This window comes from Arsukibacterium sp. MJ3, from assembly GCF_000987765.1.
GTDB lineage: Bacteria > Pseudomonadota > Gammaproteobacteria > Enterobacterales > Alteromonadaceae > Alishewanella.
The window spans coordinates 101,711-122,728 of record NZ_LAHP01000005.1; the positions used below are offsets into that span (position 1 = coordinate 101,711).

The window sequence follows — 21,018 nt, forward strand, 5'->3', positions numbered from 1 at the left end:
ATGGAAAACGCCGCAATTGCAGTGTTAGGAGCGGGGTCTTATGGCACCGCTCTGGCTATTTGTTTAGCCCGCAATGGTAACCCCATTACATTATGGGGTAGAAACATTCAGGATGTTGAACAGATGCAGCGTTTACGCTGTAATACCAAGTATTTACCCGATATCCCCTTACCTGCCAGCTTAACCGTTAGTGCCGATTTAGCTGCGGTAGTGCAAAGCAGCCGTGACATTTTGGTGGTCGTACCAAGCCATGCCTTTGCTGACACGTTAAAGCAAATTAAACCATTATTATCGACAAACGCCAGAGTGGCCTGGGCTACTAAAGGTTTAGAGCCAGAAAGCGGCCGGCTATTGCAGGACGTTGCCCGCGATATTCTGGGCGAGCAGGTAGCGCTTGCTGTCTTGTCTGGTCCCACTTTTGCCAAGGAAATGGCGGAGGGCATGCCAACAGCTATTACCTTATCGTCTATTGACCATGACTTTATCAGCCGTTTATCTGATTTACTGCATTGTGCCAAAAGTTTTCGGGTGTATACCAACCCTGATTTTATTGGTGTACAGCTTGGCGGTGCGGTTAAAAACGTGATTGCAATAGGTGCGGGCATGGCCGATGGTATTGGTTTTGGTGCCAATGCCAGAACCGCACTTATTACCCGTGGCCTGGCTGAAATGAGCCGATTGGGCTGTGCCCTCGGTGCGCAGAAAGACACCTTTATGGGTATGGCGGGGCTGGGTGATCTGGTGCTGACCTGTACTGATAACCAGTCACGTAACCGACGTTTTGGGTTGCTGTTAGGGCAGGGTAAATCGGTAGAAGACGCAATGGCCAGCATTGGGCAAGTGGTAGAAGGTTATCGCAACGCTAAAGAAGTGTTTAACCTAGCGCAACGAGTTGGCATTGAAATGCCTATTTCTGAGCAAATTTATCAGGTGCTATACCAACATAAAGATGTCAAATTAGCCGCTGTCGATTTACTCGGCCGTGAAAAACGTGATGAAGTTAGTTAACTGCATTTTTCAATAATTTATTTTCTCTGGCTAATAAAGCCGGTATTTCATTTACTGGCAGGGCTTTACTAAATAAATTGCCCTGTAATTTATCACAGCCCATCACATGCAGCAGATAGGCTTGCATTTCACTGTCTATGCCACTGGCTGTTACTTCCAGTTGTAAATAACCCGCTAGTCTAATCAGGCTGGCGGTGATATTGCGTTGTTGCTCCTTTTGTTCCATTTGACTAATTAAGCTACGGGAAATTTTTACCGCATCTAGCGGTAGCTGGCGCAAAGTGGTTAATGAAGAAATGCCATCACCAAAATTATCCAGTAGTAACTGAAACCCCATCTCACGCAGTGTTGACATTCTACTCTGCAGAAGCTCACTATTGTGTTGAAAAATCCGCTCGTCTAATTCTAAGGTAAAATGCTTGGCATGTTGATTGGTTTCAAGCAGGCAGTCATTCATAAAATCAATAAAGTCGGATTGTTGAAAATTTTGGACTGAGATATTTAAGGCTACTCGGCCACGCAGTTGGTCAATTTGTAACCAGTGCTGGATTTGATGACAACATTGTAAAAATACAAAACGATCTAAAGCGACTATCATACCGCTTTGTTCAGCTAAGGGTAGAAAGCTCTGTGGCTGCATAATGCCACGTTTTGGATTATGCCAGCGTAGCAAGGCTTCGTAACCTACCACGCGATTGCTGCTAATGCTGAATTGCGGCTGAAAGTAAACAATAAAATCATTATTTTGCAGGCTTTTGCTTAGCTCAGCCTGTAAGGTCAGATACTCGGTAGCATTTTGCTGCAAACGGCTGTCAGCATAACAAAAGTGGTTTATGCCACTGCGTGCTGCAGTTTGTAACGCGCGTTCGGCACTGTGCATAATTTCAGCGGCATCGGCGCCATCTTCAGGGAAGCGGCTAATACCGATGCTGGCATACACTGCTGTTGCATTCCTTGGCAGAGTAAACTGACTAGCTTGAATTAAAATTTGATGTGCTAACTGGTGTAGCGTAAGTTCAACGGGTAGCGGGCATAAGTGGGGAGCAACTAATATGGCAAAACTATCACTGCTATAACGGCCAACCGTATATTGCGGCGCTATAGCTTGACGCAAGCCCAGAGCCGCTTCAATCATCCGCTGCGCGCTACTCTGTTTAGGGCCTGATTGCTCAGTACCCAGCAATTGATTAAATTTTACCAACAGTAATGCGGTTGCCGGATAAAGGCTGGTACAGCCTGCGATATTAGTGTTGAGGTGCTCTTCTACTAATATTCGGTTTGGCAAGCTGGTCAGTGGGTCACGGGTGAGGTTGTTCAGCTGTTGTTGATCAGATCTTTTACGCTCGGTAATATCCTGCGCGACCATTAAATAGCGTGCTGCCGGCCAGGCAGTATTATCACTTTGGGTAATTGTTAAACTAACTGCCAATAAATCAGTTTTGAGTTGCCACCATACCTCTCCCTGCCAGCTATTTTTTTGCTGCAATAGCAACTGAATGTCTGGCCAGGCTGCTTTTTTGGCATTGGCATCAAAGTACATGCTGTGGCAGATATTTTGATTGGCAGTAAGTTGTTCTAGTGCAGTGCTGGCAAGCAGCAGTTGGCAGTCACGATCCATAATAGCCACCAGCGCACTGGTATCTGTTAGTAATTGGCGTAACACATTTTGTTGTAGTTGTTGTTTAGCTAGCTGCTGCTGACGCAACCACCAACCCAGAACAGCTGTTATCAGTACACCAGCCAGAAATGGCCAAAGTTTAACTAGAACAGAGTTAGTCAGCAGTTCACTGCCAATATTTGCCTGGACTGAGAAAGCCGATGATAACGCAAGTAAAAATAGCCAACCTGGCAAAGGCATAACAAACACGTCCTTGTAATTTACAAAATACTGCCTAAATATAGCTGGCATAGCCTGCCCTAAGCAAATTAAATGTGTAGTGATTGACCTACGGTTAACGACTAAGCGCTTTAACTTCGCTGCTGCAAAGTGTAAATTAACTCCCTTTTGCTTATTTGGCACAGGCCGTTATGTTTCATATTGCATTATTTGAACCGAAAATAGCACCTAATACTGGGAATATTATACGGCTGGCAGCAAATACCGGTTGTAAACTGCATATTATTGAGCCAATGGGCTTTGATTTTGAAGAAAAAAAACTGCGCCGTGCCGGGCTCGATTATCACGATCTGGCTAATGTCAGTCGTTATGCTAATTATGGTGCTTTTGTGGCCGCTATAGCGGGTAAGCGGATCTTGGCGCTTACCACTAAGGGCAGTCAGCCTTTCCAGCTGCAGCAGTTTCAGTCAGATGATGTGTTGCTGTTCGGTTCAGAAACTGCCGGGCTACCGGATGTGGTGCGCGATACCATTCCCGCGCACCATCGTATCAGGGTGCCGATGCGAGCTGGCGCGCGTAGTCTGAATCTTGCAAATACCGTGGCAATCGTCTGTTATGAAGCCTGGCGACAACATAATTTTGCCGGTGGAGTTTAAGCACTAGCGTCGACTGACGGTGGGGTACTTTTCAGTTCAGCCAGAAAATGGTTAATGGCAGCAAACGCTTGCTGACGGATAGCATCCTGCTCCATCCAAATTTCATGTTTTGCGCCTGGCAGTATGGTCTGTTGCTTATACAATGGCGTCGGCAAACGGGCAAACCAGCTATCTTGTGCCGAATTGCTGACGATCTGATCGTCTGCTGCCTGCAACATTAAAACCGGGACGTTAAATTGCGTGGCTTGCTGCTGGATGCTGGCCATAGCCCGGATGGCCTGGGTCAGCCAAGCCCAGCTAACCCCCCCTAATTGGTTATCAGGATATTGCTGATACAGTTGGCACAGCCAGCAATAGCGAGCATGGCTGGCGGTTAACAGATTATCGGCAAAAGGCTTTTCCAGGTAGGCTGTTTGGCCGGGGAAATACTGTTGATTGTTCCATTGTAGTTTGTCTCTAAGCCAGCCGTAGCCAGCGACCAACCGGTTTGCCAGAGCGGCGGGTACTTTACCGGTATTTATGCCAAACATCGGTGAACCAAAGATGGCAGCGACAAAAGGGTGCTGATGCTGCTGCAGATAACGGCAGGCAATGGCGGCACCCATCGAATGCGCCAGCAGTAAATGCTGCTGATGGCCAGAGGGTTCGACTATCTCACTGACAAATTGCTCAAAATCGCTGACATAGTGCTGAAAATCTGCAACATAGCCCAGGTGGGGGTCGTGATGTAGGCGTGCCGACTGGCCCTGCCCCCGGTGATCGAGGATAAAAACGCTGTAGCCAGCCGTGATAAACTCTTGCATTAGCTCAAGGTACTTTATGGCCATTTCTACCCGGCCAGTACTAAACACCACCGCCTGTCTTGCTGGTTTAACCAAGTAATAGCTATAGCTTAGCCTGGTTTGGTCGCTGCTTTGCAGATCGCCGTGCACAAAGTGTTGCCACAAAGGCAGTAATTGTTGCTGCCATTGCGAGCTAAGCTCAATGTCGAGCAGGTTGGCAGTTATTGACGGCATCATACGAGTGGTAACTTATTTGTTGTTGTTATCTCAATGTTTAGTTCTTTTAACTTACGTGTCAGTGTATTGCGGCCCCAGCCCAGGCAACGGGCCGCTTCTTGTTTATGGCCGCGAGTAAAGTGCAGGGCCTGTTGTAAAACAATTCGCTCAAACGCCGGGCCGGCTTCAGCCAGAATGTTTTGTTCACCAGCGGCTAATTTATCTTCCACCCAGCTGGCCAGCTGGCTTTGCCAATCGCCATGTTGTGGCGAGCTGGTTTTTGCTGAAGTTTTTATCGGCTGCAGTAGTTCAGGTGGTAAGTCTGCTACCACAATATGCTTGCCACTTGCCATCACGGTTAACCAGCGGCAGCTATTTTCCAGTTGTCGGACATTACCTGGCCAATCTAGCTGGCTTAAAAATTGTTCAGCTTCTTTGGTTAGGATTTTCGCTTCCACATTCAGCTCTTTCGCTGCTTGTTGCAAAAAGTGCTGAGCGAGTTTGGCGATATCTTGTTTGCGGTCTTTTAAGGTCGGTATATGTACCCGAATCACATTCAGGCGGTGAAATAAATCCTCTCGGAATTTGCCCTCTTGCGCTAGTTGCTCTAAATTTTGGTGAGTGGCGGCAATAATTCTTACATCAACGCATACTGCCTGATGGCCGCCTACCCGGTAAAACTGGCCATCGGCCAGTACGCGCAATAAACGGGTTTGCACATCCAGTGGCATATCGCCAATTTCATCTAAAAACAGTGTGCCGCCGTCTGCTTGCTCAAAACGGCCTTTACGCAAGTTATTGGCGCCGGTAAAAGCCCCTTTTTCATGGCCAAACAGCTCAGACTCAATTAAATCTTTCGGTATGGCGGCCATATTTAAGGCAATAAAGGGTTGTTCAGCCCGCGGGCTGTGCTTGTGCAATGCCCTAGCTACTAGTTCTTTACCAGTACCCGATTGGCCGTTGATTAACACACTAATACTTGAGCGTGCCAAGCGGCCAATTGCCCGGAATACTTCCTGCATTGCCGGCGCTTCGCCAATAATTTCCGGCGTTATGCTGGCTACCTGCGGTTTTTGTTTAGCCAACTGGCTGTGGCTATGTTGTAGCGCCCGGCTAATAAGCGCTACGGCATCATTCACATCAAATGGTTTCGGTAAATATTCAAAAGCACCGCGTTTAAATGCATTAACGGCGCTGTCTAAATCCGAATGTGCGGTCATGATAATAACCGGCAGTTCCGGCGCCAGATGTTGTAGCTTAGTAAGCAGTGCCATACCATCGGTTCCTGGCATTCTGATGTCAGACACCACTACCGCGGGCTGATCATATTCCAGCCGCTGCAGCATTAGGTCGGCTGAGGCAAAGCTTTCACATTTAATGTCAGCGCGGGACAATGCTTTTTCTAACACCCAACGAATTGAGTTGTCGTCGTCGATAATCCAGACGGTATTACTCATTACGTTACTCCTCTGAGTCTGATATAGGCAAATATAGGGTAAATTCAGTTTGGCCTGGCCAGCTATCGCAATCTATCCAGCCGCCGTGTTGATGGATAAGGGTTTGCGCAATAGACAGTCCCAGGCCTGTGCCACCCGCTGTACCGCTGACCATCGGGTAAAATAAAGTATCTTTAATATCGGCAGGTATGCCGGGACCGTTGTCGATAACTTTAATAAAAGCGACTAACTTATAGCGTTTTCCGTTCAAGGTATGTTGGTGCAAAATTCTGCTTTGTAAGCAAATGGCGCCACCATCAGGGAGCACTTGTTGCGCATTTCTCACTATATTCAGTAGCGCTTGTTGCAGTAGTTCGGGATCAAAGCTGAAATAGGGAATGCTGGGGTCATAGTCGCGGCTGAATTGAACTTTGCCCGGGTTATCCATTTGTGCCAGTTGCAACACTTGTTCTACCACTTGATGCAGGTTAGTTAGCTGTTTCTGCGGTGGCCGGTAAGGGCCCAGCAGGCGGTCAACTAAATTACGCAAGCGATCTGCCTGAGCAATGATCAGTTGGGTATATTCCTTTTGTTCATCGTCTAACGATTCTTCCAGCAGCTGCGCTGCACCGCGCAAGCCGCCTAGTGGGTTTTTAATTTCATGCGCCAGGCCACGAATAAGCTCACGTGCCGCCAAATGCTGGTGTTGTTGTAAGCTTTCCATACTGATTTTGCGCTGCTGGTCAACCTGACGAAGTTCAAGCAGTAAGTGGTTAGCCGGTTGCTCGCTAACGGTTATAGCAATATCCAGCAACAGATGGCGGCCATCGAGCAACACGGCCTGGACATCGCTGACACTAAAACCCTGCTTGCTACTAAGCACCGCCGTTAAGTGACTGGCTTTAATATCAAGATGCTGAAACAAACCAGGGAAATACTGTGCCGACAGGCGCTTTTCGCCCAGTCCCATTACTGCGCAACAAGCGGTATTGAAATAACGCAGCATTAGGTCGCTATCAAGCAACAGTATCGCGGTGGTGAGTTGTTCGGCAATGGCAAAAAAATCGGTTTGTTGGTTCTGAGTTGTCACACTGTCACCTCTGCTGCACCAATTTAGTGCAGGTGGAGGGCAGTGTAATCGGTTTTTAGCCGAAATACAGCCTGTGCTGCACTAATTGGGGTTAATTACCGACGCTCTGTGAAGATAGAAGGTTGTGACGGGACTGGTTGCAATAAGCTTGCCGCTTTGATCAAACAATTCCATTTGCAACGTGTGCTCGCCGCGGTCAATATCACGCAGAATAAATGTAGCTTTATTTTGTGGCTCGCTAAGTGGGGTGCCGTCTACTACCAGCCTGACTTGTAAACCACGCTGAAACATCGGCGATATGCGGCCTGATACGTAAACTGAACCGGTATTATCCCTTACCGTGCCATTATTTTCAGGCTGGGTTATGGTAATTTTAAACGGTTCAGGTTCTGCCGGTTTCCTGGGAGGCAGGGTAGGGTCTGTCGATGCCATGATATTGGGACGGGAAGTAAGATTAATTTCTTCAGCACCTGGCTGAGGGCTGTCGGAAAATACCATCACGCCATTGGCATCTTTGGTAACAAAAATACGCTTCTCCTGCGCCTGCAATGGCAGCATGATTGTCAGCAAAGTTAATAACAACAGTAACTTATTCATATGCTTTTCAAATCCATTGATGTTGCATTTTAATCATTATCGATACACTTTAGCGTGCTTTAATAAAGAATTCTACAAAAAAAAGGCCCACCGAGGTGGGCCGGATAACGCTTAGCGTAACTTAGACGCTGTAATACAGTTCAAACTCCAATGGATGCACTGCTACCGCTAATCTGCGTGATTCAGCACGCTTAATTGCAATGTAGGCGTCAATCATGGCGTCTGACATTACGCCACCTTTGGTAAAGATAGCGCGATTTTTGTCCAGTTCATCCATTGCTTCATCTAACGTGGTACAAACCTGAGGGATGTTTGCTGCTTCTTCTGGTGGTAAATCATATAAGTCTTTGTCCATGGCATCGCCAGGATGAATTTTATTCTGAATACCGTCCAAACCGGCCATTAACTGAGCGGTGAAGGCCAAGTAAGGGTTGGCTGCCGGATCCGGAAAACGACATTCAATGCGGCGACCTTTGGCATTGGGTACCAGTGGAATACGAATTGATGCAGAACGGTTGCGAGCTGAATAAGCCAACATAACCGGTGCTTCAAAATGCGGTACTAAACGCTTATATGAGTTAGTTGATGGGTTAGTAAAGGCGTTAAGTGCCTTTGCATGTTTAATAATACCGCCAATGTAATATAAAGCTATTTCAGATAAACCGGCATATTTATCACCAGCAAACAGGTTAACACCGTCTTTAGCCAATGACTGATGACAATGCATACCTGAACCGTTATCACCAACTAATGGCTTGGGCATAAAGGTTGCTGTTTTACCGTACAGGTGAGCAACGTTATGAATAACATATTTTAATTGTTGCACTTCGTCGGCTTTTTTAGTCAGAGTATTAAAACGGGTAGCAATTTCATTCTGACCAGCAGTAGCCACTTCGTGGTGATGCGCTTCAACAACCTGGCCCATTTCTTCCAACACCATACACATGGCGCTACGGATATCATGGCCTGAGTCTACTGGTGGCAATGGAAAGTAGCCGCCTTTAACACCTGGACGATGGCCTTTGTTACCATCTTCGTACGCGGTACCTGAATTCCAGGCTGCTTCAGTAGAGTTAATTTTGAAGAAGGAACTGGCCATGGTAGTTTCGAACCGAATATCATCGAACATAAAAAATTCAGGTTCTGGGCCAAACAATACCGTATCGGCAATGCCGGTTGATTTTAAATATTCTTCAGCACGTTTAGCTATAGAGCGTGGGTCACGGTCATAACCTTGCATGGTGCTCGGTTCAATAACGTCACAGGTAATATTTAAGGTGGTTTCTTCAAAAAAGGGGTCTAGCACGGCAGTACTTGGATCAGGCATCAGAATCATGTCTGAATCATTTATACCTTTCCAGCCAGTAATTGAAGAGCCGTCAAACATTTTACCGTCTTCAAACATATCTTCATTAACTTGGCTTACCGGAATACTGACATGCTGCTCTTTACCTTTTGTATCGGTAAAACGCAGATCAATGAATTTAACGTCGTTTTCTTTGATTAACTTTAACACTTCCGATACAGACATGTATTCCTCCAATTGACCTGATTTGTACACTGAAATAGTGATTGCACAGCTAAATGCCAGATATATGCCAATATATAAAGCTATTGATTTTAATGACTTTAATTTATTGATGTAACTTAAAAAACCATCAGTCGCACCATGTTGGTGCTGAGCTGCTCGCTAATGGTGCGCTGCCTTAACGGCTTAGTGTAGTTGATTTTTCAGCGTTGTTTGAAAAAAAATCGCTAAAGCAATGCAAGGACTTTTTCTTTCTGTGAAAAAAAAGAGTAGAATATGCGCCCTTTACTTTTGAAAAGCGTTTGCCTGGTGGTCATTATGGTCATCTAGTGCCACAGAGGATATTGATTCATGAGCGTCACCGCCACCACTTTAGATAAACTGCGTAATATTGCCATCATTGCTCACGTCGACCACGGTAAAACAACCCTGGTAGATAAACTGCTGCAACAATCTGGTACCTTCGACGCCCGTGCCAAGCTGCAGGAACGGATGATGGATTCCAATGCCCAGGAGTCTGAGCGCGGTATTACTATCCTGGCTAAAAATACTTCAGTACGCTGGAATGGCTATCATATCAATATTCTTGATACCCCGGGTCACGCTGATTTCGGTGGTGAAGTTGAACGGGTTCTGTCAATGGCAGACTCAGTATTGTTATTGGTTGATGCCGTTGATGGCCCAATGCCACAGACGCGCTTCGTAACTCAGAAAGCGTTCTCACACGGTTTAAAGCCAATAGTTGTGGTAAACAAAATTGACCGTCCGGGTGCACGGCCAGACTGGGTTATCGACCAGGTCTTTGATTTATTTGATAACTTAGGTGCTAGCGACGAGCAACTTGATTTCCCTATCGTTTATGCTTCAGCAATAAATGGCTGGGCTACTTTAGACCATAAAGTAGAAAAGCCGGATATTACCGACTTATTTGAAGCTATTGTAAAGCACGTCGCACCGCCAGCGGTTGAATTGAATGGTGAAACCCAGATCCAGGTATCACAACTGGATTACTCTAGCTATTTGGGCATTATTGGCATCGGCCGCATTAGGCGTGGTACGTTAAAGCCAAACCAACAAGTGACTATTGTCAGTGCTGATGGCAGTAAGCGTAACGCTAAAGTTGGCCAGGTATTTGGTTATTTGGGCTTAGAGCGGGTAGAAACACCAGAAGCACAAGCGGGCGATATTGTTGCCTTTACCGGCCTCGGTGAGCTGAAAATCTCTGATACCATTTGTAGTACAACTAAGGTTCAGGCTTTGCCTGCGTTACAAGTTGACGAGCCTACTGTGACCATGACATTCCAGGTAAACACCTCACCGTTTGCGGGTAAAGAAGGTAAGTTTGTTACTTCACGGCAGATTTTAGATCGTTTAAGCCATGAGCTGAAGCACAACGTAGCACTGCGGGTAGAAGAAACGGAAGACGGCGACAAGTTCAAAGTGTCGGGCCGTGGCGAATTACACTTAGGCGTGTTAATCGAGAACATGCGCCGTGAAGGTTTCGAATTGGCGGTGTCTCGTCCTGAAGTAATTATGAAGCTAGTAGATGGCGTGAAGATGGAGCCGATGGAAAATGTTACCATCGACTGTGAAGAGCAGAACCAAGGCGCCATTATGGAGCGTATGGGTGAGCGTAAAGCCGACTTGACCAATATGCAGCCAGACGGTAAAGGCCGTATCCGTATGGATTTTAATATGCCAAGCCGTGGTTTAATTGGTTTTCGTACCGACTTTATGACAATTACTTCTGGTACGGGTCTGATGTACCACAGCTTTGATCATTACGGCCCTCATAAAGGCGGTACTATTGGTCAGCGTATGAACGGTGTAATGATTTCTAATGCCATGGGTAAAGCGGCGGGTTATGCTATTTTCTCATTGCAAGAACGTGGCCGTATGTTTATCAGCCACGCTGAAGAAGTGTACGAAGGTCAGGTTATTGGTATCCATAGCCGTAGCAACGATTTAACAGTTAACTGCTTAAAAGGTAAGCAATTAACCAACGTTCGCGCTTCAGGCACTGATGAAGCCATTAACCTTGTGCCGCCAATCCGCTACACTTTGGAACAGGCACTGGAATTTATTGATGATGACGAATTGGTAGAAGTTACTCCTAAATCTATTCGTATTCGTAAGCGCTTTTTAACTGAAAGCGACCGTAAGCGGTCTAGCCGCGGCGTGTAAGCGCCTCGAATAATAAAAAAACCAGCGTTAAGCTGGTTTTTTTTTGTAATAACCTTTTGTAATAACCTTGTGTAATACAATGTGCTGTCAGCAGGTCTAGTAGATCAGTAGCTTAATTAAGGGAAAACTATGTCGATTATACCCAATAGCATCATTGTTTCGACCAGCGTCGTATTAGCCTTTTCGGTGGCTGCCGACACGCAAGATAATAAGGTTGAACGGATTATAGTCACCGGAGTGAGTCAATCAGCTGTGGTAATGTCGCCGAAAAACACCCTGGTAGACGGTCCCTTTGGTAAAGATAAAAATCTGTCAGAGATTGCCCGCTCATTAACCGCAATCTCCAGTGACATGTTAGACAAGTTAGCCATTGATGATCTGCAGGATGTGTTGATCTTAGTACCAAATACCTATGCGGCCAGTGGGTTTGGTGCGCCAAGTTTACCAACCATTCGTGGCCAGTTAGGCGAAGTGTTTCAGCAGGGGTTGCGCCGTCAGGGAGGAAACAACGGTTTTGGTATTCCGTTGTCCTTTAATAGTGTTGGCCAAGTCGATGTAGTGAAAGGGGCGCCTTCAGTTATATTGGGTAGCTCGCAACGTAACGGTGGTTTTGTTAACTTAAACAATAAAGTACCAACATTGCTGGGCACCGATATTAAGCTGCAAACCAGCGCGGGCAGCTGGCAGAATTATCGCGGGCAAGTTGATGTTAGCCATGCTATTGAGCAAGGTAAAAGTGGTATTCGGGTTAGTGCAGAGTATATCGATAACGACAGTTTTTATGATTATAGTGGCTACCACAGTGCAGATATATTTGTAGCTTACCGGGTGTTGCCGGATAACCAGTCAAGCTGGGACATTAGCCTCGAACACTTTGATGTCGACTTTACTGATAACGCCGGTATTAACCGGCCTACCCAAAAGCTAATTGACCAAGGCTTGTATATTACCGGGCAAGGTGTGCAGCCCAATGGCTCTATGGTGCCCGGCGCTTTTGCGCTGGTCTCGCCAACTGGCGAGGTGCGTTTGCCGCGCAGCACAGTGTTAACTGATCCCGACAACATCAGTAATGCGCAGACCACCCTGTTGCATAGCACCTATGAGCGCCAGTTAAATTCCAATCATACTCTGACTAACCGCAGTTATTTTCAATATTTAGACCGTGAAGCGATTGCACAAAATAGTTTTGTTGAAATTATCGATGGCGCCATTACTGCTCAGAATAGAATTGAAGTGCAGTCAGTGTTTAACCCAGAACAACAAACTATCTGGGGCTTAGATATTCGTTATAACGAAGTGTTAGGCTATAGCCAATTTACCACTGAAGCTGATTTGCCTATCGATTTACTGGGTAGTTTGGCGCAGCGGCGAATTGCGCTGACCGCTGCCCAAAAAGCTCGCTTAGTAGAGCTGCGCCCCGGGGTGTTTGTGTCACCCGGTGCTAATTACGATACAGACGGTGATGGTACACTCGATTTTTCTTTATCTGATACTACCGACTCTACAACCTGGCAAACGGGCTTGTTCGCCCAGCAAGACAGTGACTGGAGTGATATTTTTAGTACCACAATCGGCCTACGTGCCGATCATTATGCGGTTACTGCCCGCGATGCTATTGCGCCAGTAGGGCAAATTGCCGCAGCAGATAGTTTTAGTAACTGGTTATATTCCGGCGCAGCCAGCGGCCGCTTAAAACTGGGCGCTGAGCTCGTTAGCTATGTTACCTATAGCTACAACGAGGCTACGTCCAATAGCATGGCGGGTGGTACCGTGTTAGGGGCTGGCAACACTATCAACCCCCTTAATTTTGCGACTGAAAATACCTTGTTGGAATTAGGCCTGAAGTATTCACCTGTAAACTCGCCTTGGTATGCCGATGCGTCAATATTTGAGCAAACACGCAGTTTACGTAATCGCGATGGCAGCAACACTGGCATTATCGCTAAGGGATTTGAGGCGCAATTGTATTACCAGGGACAAACGGTGTGGGCTAATTTAGGCTACAGTTACCTTGACGCGCGTTTTGATAATTCGGCCAGCGCTCAGGACTCGCAGCAAGTAGCGGATGCGTTTGATAATTCACAGCCTGATATTATTCAGGGAACCGGCATCGGCGCACCCAATTTCGCCGGGTTTGCTCCTTCTAACAGACTGCTACAAGGCATACCACAACAAACCGTTTCAGCCAGTGCCGGCTGGCAAATGCTGGAGAAATTGGAGTTATCTGGATCGGCTATTTACAGCAAAAGTTACCCTTTAGATTATTTAGCTACCGTGTTAATTCGTGACCAAATTACCCTAAACCTTCATGCCAGCGTTAACCTTACTGAGCAATCTAGTTTACGCTTAGAAGTGCGTAATGTTACTGATGAAAAAAATTGGCGGCCAGTGTTTGAAGGGGGGTATTTTGGCTCTACTTTGGTTTTTCCTGAACTGCCGAGAAGTGTGCAGTTAAGTTATAGCTATAAATTTAAGGCGTAAACACAACATGAATATAAAAAAAATACTCGTCGTTGTTATTTTCGCCGTGTTAGTGGCCTGCTTTTTTTTATTTGATCTAAACCAATATCTCACGCTGGAAAGCTTAAAAAGTAATCAGCAAGCCTTGGCTGATTTTATCGCAGCAAACTGGTTAGTTGCCTTTTTTGGCTACTTGTTTATTTATGCCAGCGCCACGGCATTAAGTGTACCCGGTGCTGCGGTGTTAACCCTGGCTTCCGGTGCGCTATTTGGTTTGGGGTGGGGTTTGTTGCTGGCATCATTTGCCTCCAGTATTGGTGCCACACTGGCTTTTTTAGTGTCGCGTTTTGTACTACGAGATTGGGTAAAAAGTACGTTCGCCAAGAAGCTCGATGCTATTGATAAAGGCATTGAAAAAGACGGTGCATTCTACTTACTCAGTTTGCGGCTGGTGCCGATATTTCCGTTCTTTATGATCAATTTGGTGATGGGTGTCACTAGCATTAAAACCTGGACTTATCACTGGGTAAGCCAAATAGGTATGTTTATCGGTACGGCAGTTTACGTCTATGCCGGTACGCAATTAGCGGAAATAAATCAGTTGTCAGATATTATTTCTGGCGAGCTTATTCTCTCGTTTGTGCTGTTGGGTAGCTTCCCTATCATGGCAAAGTTTATACTTAGCGCGTTGCAACAACGTCGGGTGTATAAAGGTTGGAGTAAACCGAAAAAATTTGACCGTAATCTCGTGGTTATTGGTGCCGGTGCCGCGGGTTTGGTTACTGCCTATATTGCTGCGGCCGTAAAATCATCGGTAACCTTAGTTGAAAAACACAAAATGGGTGGCGATTGTTTAAATACTGGTTGTGTACCTTCTAAAAGTTTACTACATGCCAGTAAGTTAGCTTATGTGCACCATGCTGCACAAAATACCGGAGTACACTATGCCCCACCAGAAATAGACTTTGCTGCGGTAATGGACAAGGTACACCGCGTTATTAAGTCGATTGAGCCGCACGATTCGGTTGAACGTTACGAGTCATTAGGCGTTAACGTGGTTATTGGCAGTGCCACCATCGTGTCGCCCTGGCAGGTAGATATTCAAACGGAGCAGGGTGTGCAATCACTGACTACCCGTAATATTGTTATTGCTACCGGAGCCCGGGCTTTTGTACCTGATATTGCAGGTTTAAAAGATATCGATTATTTAACGGCCGACAACGTATGGCAACTTCGGGTACAGCCGAAACGGCTGGTAGTGCTTGGTGGTGGGCCGATTGGTTGTGAGTTAGCCCAAGCCTTTGCGCGTTTGGGTACTAAGGTAACCCAGGTTGAACAGGCTGGCCAGCTGCTTAGCAAAGAGGATGCTGATGCCGCTATATATCTGCAAAATCAATTGCAACAAGACGGTGTGGATGTGCGGCTTAATAGCCGCGCCATGGCAGTACAGGCCGATAGTCACAGCAAGGTATTAGTTATTGAATATGAGGGTGAGCAGCAGCATATTCCCTTTGACCACATTCTAGTGGCGGTTGGGCGCCAGGCTAACCTGACTGGTTTTGGCTTAGATAAACTCGGCATTGAAACCGACCGTACCATTATTACTAATGCGTTTTTGCAAACTAAATATCCGAATATCTTAGCTGCTGGTGATGTAGCCGGCCCTTATCAGTTTACCCATACCGCCAGTCATCAAGCATGGTATGCGGCAGTGAATGCCTTGTTCAGACCGTTTAAAACCTTTAAAGTTGATTACAGCGTTATTCCCTGGGCTACCTTTGCCGAACCTGAAATTGCCACAGTGGGGTTGAATGAGTTAGCGGCTAAACAGCAGGGTATCGAGGTAGAGGTAACGCGTTATGATATAGGCGGTTTAGATCGCGCCTTGGCAGATAATCATGCCCGTGGTTTTGTAAAAGTGTTAACCAAACCCGGTAAAGACAAAATTTTAGGTGCCACCATAGTGGGTGCCAACGCCGGTGAGTTATTGGCTGAATTTGTGTTAGCCATGAAACATGGCCTCGGTTTAAATAAATTGCTAGGTACTATTCATATTTACCCAACGATGGCTGAGGCTAATAAAAACGCGGCAGGAAATTGGAAAAAAGCCCATGCACCGCAAAAGCTGCTGGCTTTGGTGGCACGTTTTCATCGCTGGCGTCGAGGTTAAAAAATGATCTGGCCAACTTTTAGCATTACCCAACGTACTTATGGGCGACGCTGCACAGGGTATTTTGTTGTTATAGCAAGTTTACTGTTATTGATGGCGGGCTCCGCTTGTGCGAACCAAGTAACGCAACAGCAAGCAGAGCAAGGTTTGCAGTGGCAGCAAACTCTCGTCAGTGCAAAAGGGGCAACGGTTTATTTTTATGCTTGGGGCGGTTCTAAACCGGTAAACGATTATTTGCGCTGGGCGAGTAAAGAACTTGCCGACCGTTATCAAATTCGCCTGCGCCATGTAAAAGTAGCAGATATCAGTGAAGCCATCAGCCGCTTAACAGCAGAAGCCGGTAGCCAAAGCGCTATTGATTTACTGTGGGTAAATGGTGAAAATTTTAGTTACCTTAAACAGCAGCAGTTATTGCTAGGCCAGCTGTGGTCGCACATTCCCAATACAGCATTATTAGCAACAGATACCTTGCCTTTGCAGCATGATTTTGGTGTGGCGATGGACGAATTTGAAGTGCCTTGGGGCGTGGGGCAATTTAATGTTATTAGTAATGCGACGCTATTTAAGCAAAGCGCTGATACCACGCCTGATGCGCTCAGCACGAACAACACTATCAGCCCCAGCAGTTTATTGGCGGCAGCTAAACGCTATCCCGGTAAAATTAGTTATCCACGGCCACCCGAGTTTCACGGTACCACCTTTTTAAAGCAGCTATTGGTGGCATTAAGCGCTAATGATCAGCGTTTACTGCACACCGCCACTGTCGACGCGCAAGCTGAGTTGCTGCCATTATTGTGGAATTATCTCGATCAATTACATCCGCTCAGTTGGCAACAAGGGCGGGCGTTCCCCAGCTCTAACACCGAACAGCTATCGTTATTTCAGCAACAGCAACTGGCGATGGTCGTCAGTTTTAATCCCAATCAACTGGTGAAAGATCAGCAGTCAGCAAGGCTTGCTGCGACTTCACAACGTCACTATTTTGCTCAAGGGGCCATTACCAATAGCCATAATTTAGCTATTCCTAAAGGTGCCCAAAGTCCGGATGCGGCAAAAGTGGTGATTAATTTTTTATTAAGCGAATATGCGCAACAGCAAAAACTAACGAGTAGTTGGGGCGATCCTACCGTGATAAAGCCATTAGTGGATGACGCGGCAACCCTGCCGGCACAGCAAGAATTACACAGCAGTTGGCAGCAAGTGATTGAAGTGTCATGGCAACAACGATACGGCGCCTGACACTTAGCGTTGGTTGGCTAGTGGTTGGGCTGGTTGCCGGGCTGCCGCTGTTTGGTATTGTAATGGGCTTATGGCCAACGGGTTCGCTGTCATGGCCTGATATTACCCGTTTTTTAACGTACAACGGTTTGGCCACGTCCATTGTAGCCAGTGTGTTCCTTTCGTTAGCGGCACCACTTTTGGCTTTGTATGTAGCCTTTATGGTGTATAGCCAATATCGCTTTAGCCGACGCTGGCAAGCATTGGAAAACAGGCTGGCGCCTCTACTCTCTTTGCCACATTTAGCGGTGGCCCTAGGCTTGGTTTATCTGTTTAGCCCCAGTGGTATGCTATGGAGTGTCCTTTACGGGATATTCGGTTACGGTGCCCCCGCATGGCTTGGCTTACCCCGGAAAAGTTTGCTTACCATGGTTTTAGCCGTAAGCATCAAAGAAGTGCCGTTTTTTCTGCTGATATTCAGTGCACTGGGGCGGCAGCTAGCCATTAAAAATTGGTTGTTACAAGGCAGAGCGCTTGGCTATAGCGACGCGGCTAGTTGGTGGTTATTGGTGTTTCCCGCGATATTAAAACAGTCGCGTTTGGCGCTGCTGGCAGCAATGGCGTACACCGTGTCAGTGCTCGATGTCAGCTTGCTGATTGGGCCAAATATTCCTCAGCTTTATGCCGTGGTGCTATACCACTGGCAAACGGGCTTTAGTGAAAGCGATCAGGCTCAGGCGTGGTTAGGTAATGTGGTATTGCTAGTGATGCTTGCAGTGTTAGTTGGCGCGATTTACCTGCATGAAGGGCTGGTGTTAATGCGTATACACTTCAATGCAGTGATGGCTAACCCATTAAGAATAGCCAGTGTTGGCCGCCTATTTACACTGTGGTTAACGGCATTTAGCCTATTAACTGTGGCTATTTTAACCACTTTTGTACTTTGGTCTGTTGGCTGGAGTAGTCAGGGGGCACCGAGCCTGGCTAAGCTGTCTTTTTCCTTATGGCAAGAAGAATGGTTTTTTATTCAGGGGCCGCTACTAAACAGTTTGGGTATTGGCATTTTCAGTAGCGTGTTAGGCGTCGCGTTAAGCGTGCTGGCGCTTGAATTACAGCACCAGCGCCAGCGTTATTTACCTGATTACATTTGGTTAATGGCTATTTTACTGCCACAGCTTAGTATGGTGTATGGCTGGCAAATAGCGCATACCACTCTGGCGGCGGGCTATCATAGCAGTTGGGTGGTCCTGGCGCATTTACCCTTTACTTTTGCTTATAGCTACTTAGTGCTGCGTGGGCCATTTCAAAGTGTAAACCGCCACTATGAAGTAGTCGCGGCCAGTTTCGGTTACAGTTATTGGCAACGCTGGTTTAAAATACGCTTTGTGTTGTTAGGCCCTGCGTTATTAAGCGCCTTGGCGATCGCCTTTTCGGTTAGCGTCGCGCAGTATATTTCAACGCTAATGATTGGTGCCGGCCGGGTGGTTACCATTACTACGGAGGCGGTTGCCATAGCCTCGGGTAATGAGCAACAGATCATTGCAGTGTATATGTTGGTGCAGGCCGCTCTGCCATTTATTGTTTTCCTGATTGCCAGTTTGCTGGCCCAGCGTATGCGGGGGAGTTACCATGTTGCGTATCACTGATTGTCATATTTATAACACTAAGTGGCGTATCGATTTACCTGATATCGCCTTAGCGCCCGGTGAATTATTAGTACTAACAGGGCCCAGTGGTATGGGGAAATCAACTTTTTTACACTGGTTATTAGGCGATATTATTCGCCATGCCACAATAAGTGGCGATATTAGCCTGAATAACATTGCGGTTAATGGCCTTAACATTGAACAGCGCCGGATAGGGCTGTTGATGCAAGATGTGTATCTTTTTCCGCACTTAAATGTGGTCGACAATATCTGTTTTGCTTTGCCTAAAGCGCTGGCTGACAGCAACGGTAAAGTGCTAAATAAGCCGCAGCGCCAAGCAGCGGCGTTGGCCATGTTAAACAATATTGATTTAGGCTATGTTGCCAAGCACTATCCAGAGCAATTAAGCGGTGGCGAGCGTTCACGGGTAGGCTTAGTCAGAGCGCTGGCTAATCAGCCACAAGCGTTATTAATGGATGAACCTTTCGCCAGCCTCGACCCTAGTACCAGTGTTCAGGTTAGCCAATGGGCCTTTACGCAGCTGCGCGCCAGTGGCGTCCCGGCTATTATGGTGAGCCATGCCATCAGTAATTTGCCGTCGCAAGCCCAGCATCTAGAGCTCGCTGATTATTATCGTCGTGTATAACATAACCAGGTAGATTATGATTGATCCTATGCTAAATCGGCTGCTTAAAAAGCCTCTTGCCAGCTTAGCAAAGCAACTTATCAAGGTCGGCTTTAGTGCTAACAAGGTAACCATGGTGGGGTTTTTGCTGGGGATGTTAGCCGTGCCAGCGATTATTTTAGGATATTATATTGTTGCACTGTGCCTGATATTAGTAAACCGGCTGGCCGATGGGCTAGATGGCGCAATCGCCAGAGCAACTCGTGTGACTGACGCTGGCGGTTTTTTAGATATCACCTTAGATTTTATCTTTTACTCGGCGATCGTGTTTGCCTTTATCGTCGCTAACCCTTCTGAAAACGCGATTGCGGGTAGTTTTTTAATGTTGTCATTTATGGCTACTGGCAGCAGCTTTTTAGCTTTTGCGATTATGGCTAGTAAGCATGGTATTAATAATCCGCAGTATCCGCACAAAAGTCTGCATTACATGACCGGTTTAGCGGAGGGTTTTGAAACTATTCTGGTTTTGTGTTTATTTTGCCTATTGCCACAGCATTTTGTCGTTATTGCCAGTGTGTTTGCGCTAATTTGCTGGCTTACGGCGTTTATTCGCATTTGGCTTGGGTTTAACACGTTACGTGCGATTAAACCGTCTTAGTCTGCTTATTATCAGGTGTCTTTCGAAATGGTATTAATAGTACGGTAGCAATACCGGTATTACTGGCTTCGCTATGGTATTCGTCTAGTCCAAGGACTAAGCCGTCATCTCCGGCCTTAGCGTTAGGGCTATAACTGCCAAATAAACGGTCCCAAATTGATAAACAAAAACCGTAGTTACTGTTGGTTTCTTGCACGACCTTGCTGTGATGAATGCGATGCATAGCTTGAGTAACAATTAATTTGCGCAATGGCCATTCTAACCAATCAGGCAGCTTAATATTGCTGTGATTAAAAATGGCACTGGCATTTAGAATAATTTCAAACAGTAAAATGGCTGCTGCCGGCACGCCTAACAGTAAAATGGCTAAAGCTTTAATCAATAAACTAAGGCCAATCTCAATAGGATGAAAACGTAGCCCGGTTGAGGCATCTAAATGCGGATCGGCATGGTGTACTTTATGGATCCGCCACAGCAATGGCAGCTTATGAAACAAGCGATGTTGCCAATAAATTACACAATCTAATAATATTACGGCTAGTGCAATAAGCAGCCACTCTGGCAGCGGCACCAGGTGCAATAAGCCAACGTGTTGCTTTGCGGCAAAAACGGCCACTACCGCTAAGCCTGCCGGCACCAACAAACGGCCAATAACAGCACCACAGAAGACTAAGAAAAAGTTACTTAACCAACGTTTACGCGTGGCGACAGCCGAGGTGCGGTTAGGGATAAAGGCTTCCCATATCATCATGATGGCTAATACACCAATAAAGCTACCCATTCGCAGCCATGTTTCACTTTGCATAGTTATCCAAAAATCGCTTTAAAAACCTATTTATATAAAGATTTATGCTAATAAGCTAAGCCATAACGTTTTTACTGATAGTATCAGCCTGATGATTACACC

The 21,018-nt window shown here is 46.4% G+C and carries 16 protein-coding genes; 9 read left to right on the plus strand and 7 right to left on the minus strand.

Features of this window, described 5'->3' with window-relative positions; translation table 11 throughout:
* A complete protein-coding gene (gene gpsA, locus VT06_RS05480; RefSeq protein ID WP_046553369.1) occupies window positions 1-1,008 on the plus strand; it encodes an NAD(P)H-dependent glycerol-3-phosphate dehydrogenase in 1,008 nt (335 codons plus the stop codon).
* Here gpsA and VT06_RS05485 read toward each other — a convergent pair.
* The gene (locus tag VT06_RS05485; protein ID WP_161795036.1) at window positions 1,001-2,866 is read right to left on the minus strand and encodes a bifunctional diguanylate cyclase/phosphodiesterase; all 1,866 of its coding nucleotides are present in this window, start codon (window positions 2,864-2,866) and stop codon (window positions 1,001-1,003) included. The two genes, gpsA and VT06_RS05485, sit on opposite strands and share 8 nt — an antisense overlap.
* A 170-nt stretch (window positions 2,867-3,036) precedes the next feature.
* On the opposite strand from VT06_RS05485, the gene VT06_RS05490 reads away from it, so the two are divergent.
* Entirely contained in the window at window positions 3,037-3,501 is a 465-nt protein-coding gene (locus tag VT06_RS05490; RefSeq protein ID WP_046553269.1) for a tRNA (cytidine(34)-2'-O)-methyltransferase, read from the plus strand.
* Here VT06_RS05490 and VT06_RS05495 read toward each other — a convergent pair.
* The 5 genes from VT06_RS05495 to glnA form a co-directional block, all read right to left on the minus strand.
* Complete coding sequence (locus tag VT06_RS05495) at window positions 3,498-4,520, minus strand: alpha/beta fold hydrolase (RefSeq protein WP_046553270.1); 1,023 nt, start codon at window positions 4,518-4,520, stop codon at window positions 3,498-3,500. The genes VT06_RS05490 and VT06_RS05495 overlap by 4 nt on opposite strands.
* Complete coding sequence (gene glnG / locus VT06_RS05500) at window positions 4,517-5,956, minus strand: nitrogen regulation protein NR(I) (protein WP_046553271.1); 1,440 nt, start codon at window positions 5,954-5,956, stop codon at window positions 4,517-4,519. The genes VT06_RS05495 and glnG overlap by 4 nt, the downstream gene beginning before the upstream one ends.
* A 4-nt stretch (window positions 5,957-5,960) precedes the next feature.
* Window positions 5,961-7,025: a nitrogen regulation protein NR(II) gene (glnL, locus tag VT06_RS05505; protein ID WP_046553272.1), complete on the minus strand. Its 1,065-nt coding sequence runs from the start codon at window positions 7,023-7,025 to the stop codon at window positions 5,961-5,963.
* Window positions 7,026-7,106: 81 nt separating this feature from the next.
* Window positions 7,107-7,622 carry a DUF4124 domain-containing protein gene (locus VT06_RS05510; RefSeq protein WP_046553273.1) on the minus strand — a complete coding sequence of 172 codons (516 nt, stop codon included), beginning with the start codon at window positions 7,620-7,622 and terminating at the stop codon, window positions 7,107-7,109.
* Window positions 7,623-7,743: 121 nt separating this feature from the next.
* Entirely contained in the window at window positions 7,744-9,153 is a 1,410-nt protein-coding gene (glnA, locus tag VT06_RS05515) for a glutamate--ammonia ligase (protein WP_046553274.1), read from the minus strand.
* Between the two features lie 348 nt (window positions 9,154-9,501).
* On the opposite strand from glnA, the gene typA reads away from it, so the two are divergent.
* From typA to VT06_RS05550, 7 genes are all read left to right on the plus strand, one after another.
* Window positions 9,502-11,334 carry a translational GTPase TypA gene (typA, locus tag VT06_RS05520; protein WP_046553275.1) on the plus strand — a complete coding sequence of 611 codons (1,833 nt, stop codon included), beginning with the start codon at window positions 9,502-9,504 and terminating at the stop codon, window positions 11,332-11,334.
* Between the two features lie 129 nt (window positions 11,335-11,463).
* Entirely contained in the window at window positions 11,464-13,815 is a 2,352-nt protein-coding gene (locus VT06_RS05525; RefSeq protein ID WP_046553276.1) for a TonB-dependent siderophore receptor, read from the plus strand.
* 7 nt (window positions 13,816-13,822) lie between these two features.
* Window positions 13,823-15,964, plus strand: a complete 2,142-nt coding sequence (locus VT06_RS05530) for an FAD-dependent oxidoreductase (protein ID WP_046553277.1) — start codon at window positions 13,823-13,825, stop codon at window positions 15,962-15,964.
* Window positions 15,965-15,967: 3 nt separating this feature from the next.
* A complete protein-coding gene (locus VT06_RS05535; RefSeq protein ID WP_082122451.1) occupies window positions 15,968-17,203 on the plus strand; it encodes an ABC transporter substrate-binding protein in 1,236 nt (411 codons plus the stop codon).
* Window positions 17,179-18,828 (plus strand): ABC transporter permease subunit, encoded by a 1,650-nt coding sequence (locus VT06_RS05540; RefSeq protein ID WP_046553278.1) that lies wholly within the window; start codon window positions 17,179-17,181, stop codon window positions 18,826-18,828. The genes VT06_RS05535 and VT06_RS05540 overlap by 25 nt, the downstream gene beginning before the upstream one ends.
* Complete coding sequence (locus VT06_RS05545) at window positions 18,812-19,474, plus strand: ATP-binding cassette domain-containing protein (RefSeq protein WP_046553279.1); 663 nt, start codon at window positions 18,812-18,814, stop codon at window positions 19,472-19,474. Before VT06_RS05540 ends, VT06_RS05545 begins: the two co-directional genes overlap by 17 nt.
* A 16-nt stretch (window positions 19,475-19,490) precedes the next feature.
* On the plus strand, window positions 19,491-20,111 hold the full coding sequence (locus tag VT06_RS05550) for a CDP-alcohol phosphatidyltransferase family protein (RefSeq protein WP_046553280.1): 621 nt from the start codon (window positions 19,491-19,493) through the stop codon (window positions 20,109-20,111).
* On the opposite strand, the gene VT06_RS05555 is transcribed toward VT06_RS05550, so the two are convergent.
* Entirely contained in the window at window positions 20,098-20,916 is an 819-nt protein-coding gene (locus VT06_RS05555) for a sterol desaturase family protein (RefSeq protein ID WP_046553281.1), read from the minus strand. The genes VT06_RS05550 and VT06_RS05555 overlap by 14 nt on opposite strands.
* Window positions 20,917-21,018: the final 102 nt, after the last annotated feature.